The 5654-nt window shown below is 44.9% G+C and carries 5 protein-coding genes; all 5 read left to right on the forward strand.

Translation table 11 applies throughout. The features are described 5' to 3' along the window. Nucleotides 1–491, forward strand: a 491-nt coding sequence (locus Q0546_RS07485) for a dihydrodipicolinate reductase (protein WP_298791852.1), incomplete at its 5' end; no start/stop codon positions are given. Nucleotides 492–571: 80 nt separating this feature from the next. Beyond that, the gene (locus Q0546_RS07490) at nt 572–994 is read left to right on the forward strand and encodes an Rrf2 family transcriptional regulator (protein WP_298791854.1); all 423 of its coding nucleotides are present in this window, start codon (nt 572–574) and stop codon (nt 992–994) included. 119 nt (nt 995–1113) lie between these two features. Beyond that, on the forward strand, nt 1114–2412 hold the full coding sequence (locus Q0546_RS07495) for a dicarboxylate/amino acid:cation symporter (protein ID WP_298791856.1): 1299 nt from the start codon (nt 1114–1116) through the stop codon (nt 2410–2412). A gap of 48 nt (nt 2413–2460) precedes the next feature. Next, nucleotides 2461–3483, forward strand: a complete 1023-nt coding sequence (gene hemE / locus Q0546_RS07500) for a uroporphyrinogen decarboxylase (protein ID WP_298791858.1) — start codon at nt 2461–2463, stop codon at nt 3481–3483. Between the two features lie 10 nt (nt 3484–3493). Next, a complete protein-coding gene (locus Q0546_RS07505) occupies nt 3494–5446 on the forward strand; it encodes a methyl-accepting chemotaxis protein (protein WP_298791860.1) in 1953 nt (650 codons plus the stop codon). Nucleotides 5447–5654 lie beyond the last annotated feature (208 nt).

The raw sequence follows: 5654 nt of genomic DNA on the forward strand, positions 1-5654 counted from the left end.
TTGAACTAACAAAGACCGATCTAGCTAGCTTTGACGCCGTTATCAGCGCATTTGCGGCATGGACGCCCGAAACGTTCCCCCTTCATAAAAAGGTAGCAAAACACCTCGCAGACGCGCTTAGCGGTACGAAAACGAGACTGCTCGTCATCGGCGGCGCGGGTACGCTATACGTGGACGATAAAGGCACTATGGCTATGAATACGCCGGGCTTCCCGCCTGAGTATATGGGCGTCGCAAAGGCTACGGCGGAGTCGTTTTTTGAGCTAAAAGGTAGAACGGGCGTACTCTGGACATACGTCTCGCCTGCCGGGGACTACGACGCAAACGGCGCTCGCACCGGCAAATACGTGCTCGGTAATGATCACGTCATACTAAACTCGCAAAACGAGAGCTATATCAGCTACGCCGATCTTGCGATCGCGATCATTGACGAGCTAAAAAATAGAAATTTCGTGCAAAAGCGCTTTACCGCCGTCGGCGAGAGGGCGTGAGCTTAAAATTTTGCGTAATTTAGCTAAAATAACGCCGCACGAAACTAACGTGCGGTTTTAAATTTAAATCAAGGTCGGTTATGCAAATAGGACAAAAATTTTCCATCGCTATCCACATCCTGCTTAGCTGCGAGTTTTTTAAGGACGAGAAAAATACGAGCGAGTTTTTGGCCGGCACGATCGGCACAAACCCCGTCATCGTGCGAAATATAATCAGGCTTTTAAAATCGGCAAATTTAATAAACGTAAGCGCAGGCACGGGCGGATCGAGCCTAGCTAAGAAGCCTGAGCAGATCACGCTTTTTGATATATTTTCAGCGGTAAACGAGGGCGAAAACGACATCTTTAAAATCCACAAAAACTCGCCGCCGCCTTGTCCGCTAGGAGGCAGGATTGAGGCGCTTTTGATGCCTAAATTTGGCTCCGCGCAACAAGCAATGTTTGATAGCTTGGCGGGCGTAAATTTGCAAAATCTACTAGACGAACTGGCGGCTAAAAACTAAAATTTGCGCCTTTTAAAATTTCCTCGCTTTAAATTTAATCAGTAATTTAAAAAACAGAAGTGTTTGTAGTTAAAGAAAAATTTACTTATAATTCACGGATTAAATTTAAAGGAGATTTCGTGCAACCAAACGCTAAACGCGGAATAATTCAAAAATATTTCGAGGCGAATTTGCTTCTAAAAATTTTAGCCGGACTTATTTTGGGTGCCGTTTGCGGCATCATTTTTCAAGACGCAAAGGACGCGATAGTTATCCTAAAGCCTTTTGGCGACGTGTTCATAAGACTTCTTAAGATGATCATCGTACCTATCGTTATGGCCTCGCTCATCGTGGGCTGTAGCTCCATCTCGCCTTCGGACTTGGGTAGAGTAGGGGCAAAGGTGCTGATTTTTTACATATTGACGTCGTTTTTTGCCATCATAGTCGGGCTTGCGGTCGGGCTTGTTTTGGAGCCGGGCGCGGGACTGCACATAACCGGCAGCGGCGACGTAGCAGGCAAGGCCGCAAATGCGCCTAGTATGTCGTCGATACTCGTAAATTTGTTTCCCACTAACCCTTTTGAAGCCATTGCAAAGGGCGAAATTTTACAAATCATAACTTTTAGCTTATTTTTCGGCGTCGCGCTTTCGTTTTTAAAGGATAGCAAGGACGAGAGGCTTAGTAGGCTGGGAAATTTGATCTACGACGTATTTGACGGAATCAACCATATCATGTTTTACGTCATAAGATGGATCATGGAGTACGCGCCGTTTGGCGTTTTCGCTCTTATATTTATCGTATTTTCGCAGCAGGGCGTAAAGGCTTTCGGACCGCTTTTAGGCGTCACGGTTAGCGCGTATATCGGCTTTGCGACTCAAATTTTCGTCGTTTATTTCTTGATTTGCTTGATCGTTAAAATCAATCCGTTTAAATTTCTAAAAAAAGTTCGATCGCCTATGCTGACGGCTTTTGTAACCAGAAGCTCGGGCGGAACGCTGCCTATCTCGATGAAAACGGCCGAAGAAGATATGGGTATCCCAAAGCAAATTTACGGATTTGCGCTTACGGTTGGAGCCACCGTAAATATGAACGGCACGATCATATATCTAGGTATCTGCGCGATGTTTATCGCTAACGCCGTAGGCGTGGAGCTTGACTCTGGGGCTAAAATGACCATAATACTAACGGCCGTCCTTGCCGCCGTCGGAACTGCCGGAGTGCCTGGAGCGGGCGCGATAATGCTTTTGATGGTGCTTGAATCAGTCGGTCTAAAAGTCGAGGGCGGAAGCGCAGTAGCTGCGGCGTATGCGCTGATTTTGGGCACCGACGCGATCCTTGACATGGGGCGCACGTCGATGAACGTGACGGGAGATATGCTGGGCGCGCTAGTGGTGGCTAAAAATGAAAAAAAATTAGACGAAAGTAAGTGGGCGGATTAGAATTTAATAAATATTTAGATAAAATCGCTAAAAATTTAAAGGAAATATATGATTTTCATCGACGCTTGTTTAAAAAAACCGACGCCTTATACACCTGTTTGGATGATGCGGCAGGCTGGTCGGTATCTGCCCGAGTATATGCGAGTGCGCTCCGCGGCGGGCGACTTTTTATCACTTTGCAAGGATTATAAAAAAGCCAGCGAGGTCACGATCCAACCGGTTGAAATTTTGGGCGTCGATGCGGCGATACTTTTTAGCGATATCCTCGTCGTACCGCTAGAAATGGGCATGGATCTTAAATTTGTCCAAGGCGAGGGGCCGGTGTTTAGCTATCCGATCAAGACGAAAGATGATCTAGATAGGCTGGATGTTCAAAAATCAATTAAAAATTTAGACTACGTATATGATACGATCAAGCTAACGCGCGAAAATTTGGCGCAGGATAAAGCACTAATCGGCTTTTGCGGGGCGCCGTGGACGATAGCTACGTATATGATCGAGGGCGGCGGGACGAAAACCTATGCGGTTAGCAAGAAGCTTTTGTATTCAAATCCCGAGTTTATGCACCAAATTTTAGCCAAGGTCACGGCTGCGCTCATAGGCTACATGAAAGAGCAGATAAAAGCCGGCGTAAACGCGGTTCAAATTTTTGATAGCTGGGCGGCTGCGCTGGAAGACGAGGCTTATTTTGAGTTTGGCTGGAAGTATATCATGGATATAGTGGATGCGCTTAAGGCTGAATTTCCGCAAATTCCGGTTATCGTTTTTCCAAAAGGCATAAGCGGATATCTGGATAAAATTTCAGGAAATTTTGATGTTTTTGGAGTGGATTGGAGTACGCCGATCGAGCTTGCTAAAGAAAAACTAAGCCCGAAATACGTCCTTCAAGGAAATATGGAGCCTACGCGCCTTTATAGCAAAGAGGCGATCGACGCGGGTGTGGAACGAATTTTGCAGACGATGAAAAACGCGCCGCATATCTTTAATCTCGGACACGGTATTTTGCCTGATATTCCGGTGGAAAACGCGAAATATTTTATAAAACGAGTGCAAGAAAAAAGCGCAAGATAAAGGAGGAAGGATGAACAATCTGAGCATAAAACTTAAAATTTTAGTCATAGCTCTAGTCGGGCTAATAGGTCTTGGTATCATTAGCGCCTATATGTTAAACGGTATTATCAAAACTCGCGATAAAGCCGATTACAGCGAGCGTATAGTAGATACGATCATAAATCAAAACGACTTCATTCACGAGATGCAAAAAGAGCGCGGTTTTAGCTCTGGAGTGCTAGCCGGCGGAGACAATGCTAAACTCGTGGCTCAGCGCAAGAACGTGGATGCGGCGCTTGAGAAGCTTGCGGAAAAGAACGAAATAGCTCCGGAGATAGCTAGCATTCGCTCGGGCGTAGATCAAAGAAGCGGCGATAATCTAATCGGACGTATAACTAAAATACTAAGAAAAGAAGTTATCGCTATAAACGGATATAGCGACAAACTGGAGCCTAGCCTCGTTGATGATTTAGAACGCATTATTATCGTCGGGGAGATAAAGGAATCGTTTGGTATCTTACGCGCTACGCTAAACGGGGTTTTTACTAAAAAAAGTATAAGCAAAGAAGACTATAACAAAGTAGTCGCACTAAATAGCGTAATCAATAAATTTATGCAGGATTTCGACGAGTACAATCCAAAAGAATTTAGTGCTGAATTTGATACTATCGCTAGAAAAAAGGCGGACTTTAACGATGCGATGAATATCATCAAAAACGTAGTCACTACCGAGGATATATCATACGACCCCGCGACTTGGTTCTCAAAAATAACTCTATCTATAGATGCGATGAGGGAGCTAGAGCTAAAGCTATTAAGCGATATGAAAAATGCAGCCTCGCAGGTAAAAAGTGAAGTGACGGCACAGCTCGTATTTAGCGGTATTGTTATCGCCGTGTGCGTGCTTTTGATGTTGCTGGCTTCTATCATAATCGGTAAAAATTTAATCTCAGGTATTGATCAGACTAAAAACGGCCTTGTGAGATTTTTCGAATTTTTAAACAATAAAACCGACAAAGCCGAAACGTTAGAGCGCAGCGGAAGCGACGAGATCGGACAGATGAGCACGCTAATAAACGAAAATATCAGGCAAATCGAGGCAAATCTCGCCGAGCAAAATAGCTTCATAAAAGAGGCAAACGCATTTGTAGGGCAGATAGGCAAGGGCAACTATGTAGCCCAGCTAAACGCCGACACCTCAAATCCGGCTCTTAGCCAGCTAAAACAGACTTTTAAAGACCTACAAATCGCGCTAAAACAAGCCATAGCTGCAAACGGCGACGAGGTGTTAAATTTGCTAGAAAGCTTTAAAAATCAGGACTTTACGAAAAGACTCGACGATGAAGGCAAAGTAGCTGCCGGTATCAATGCTTTAGGCGAAGAGATAGCCGGTATGCTAAGGGCAAATTTAGAGCAGGCGCATACGCTTGAAGAAAAGGCCGAGTTTTTAGCTCGCTCGATGCAGCAAGTCACGCAAGGCGCTAATTCGCAGGCTAATTCGCTACAAGAGAGCGCCGCAGCAGTCGAGGAGATGAGTAGCTCTATGAATGCTATCAGCCAAAAGGCCGAAGATGTAACGCGCCAAAGCGAGGAGATCAAAAACATCATCGTCATCATCCGCGATATCGCCGATCAGACAAACTTGCTAGCGCTTAACGCAGCCATCGAAGCAGCGCGCGCAGGCGAACACGGCAGAGGCTTTGCGGTCGTGGCCGATGAGGTCCGCAAACTAGCCGAACGTACGCAAAAATCTCTCGGCGAAATCGAAGCCAACGCAAACGTGCTAGCTCAAAGCATCAATGAGATGAGCGAAAGCATCAGGGAGCAAAGCGAAGCTATCAATATGATAAATCAAGGCGTAGCCGAGGTTGATGAGCTAACTAAGCAAAACGTCAGGGTTGCAAACGATACGAGCGTCGTAACCGCCGAGGTAGACAGCATGGCAAAGGCGATAGTAGAAGACGTAAGACGTAAGAAATTTTAAGTTATTTTGGCGGTTTCTTATTTTGCACAGGAACCGTCAAATTTGACTTTATATATGATTTTTGAAGTTAACATAAAGCAAAATTTGAGAGAAACTAAATTTCCGAATTTTACTTTATGTCTTTTAAAAAGTTTTTTGTGTGGTAGATGAATTTCGTTTTAAAATTTGCTACCAGGTCGTATTAAATTTAAATACTTTTCTTGTTATC

Source organism: uncultured Campylobacter sp., from assembly GCF_937997465.1.
Lineage (GTDB): Bacteria > Campylobacterota > Campylobacteria > Campylobacterales > Campylobacteraceae > Campylobacter_A.

Coding starts and splice junctions, on each gene's coding strand:
- Q0546_RS07505 (WP_298791860.1), top strand. CDS start 3,494: ATGAACAATCTGAGCATAAAACTTAAAATTTTAGTCATAGCTCTAGTC.
- hemE (WP_298791858.1), top strand. CDS start 2,461: ATGATTTTCATCGACGCTTGTTTAAAAAAACCGACGCCTTATACACCT.
- Q0546_RS07490 (WP_298791854.1), top strand. CDS start 572: ATGCAAATAGGACAAAAATTTTCCATCGCTATCCACATCCTGCTTAGC.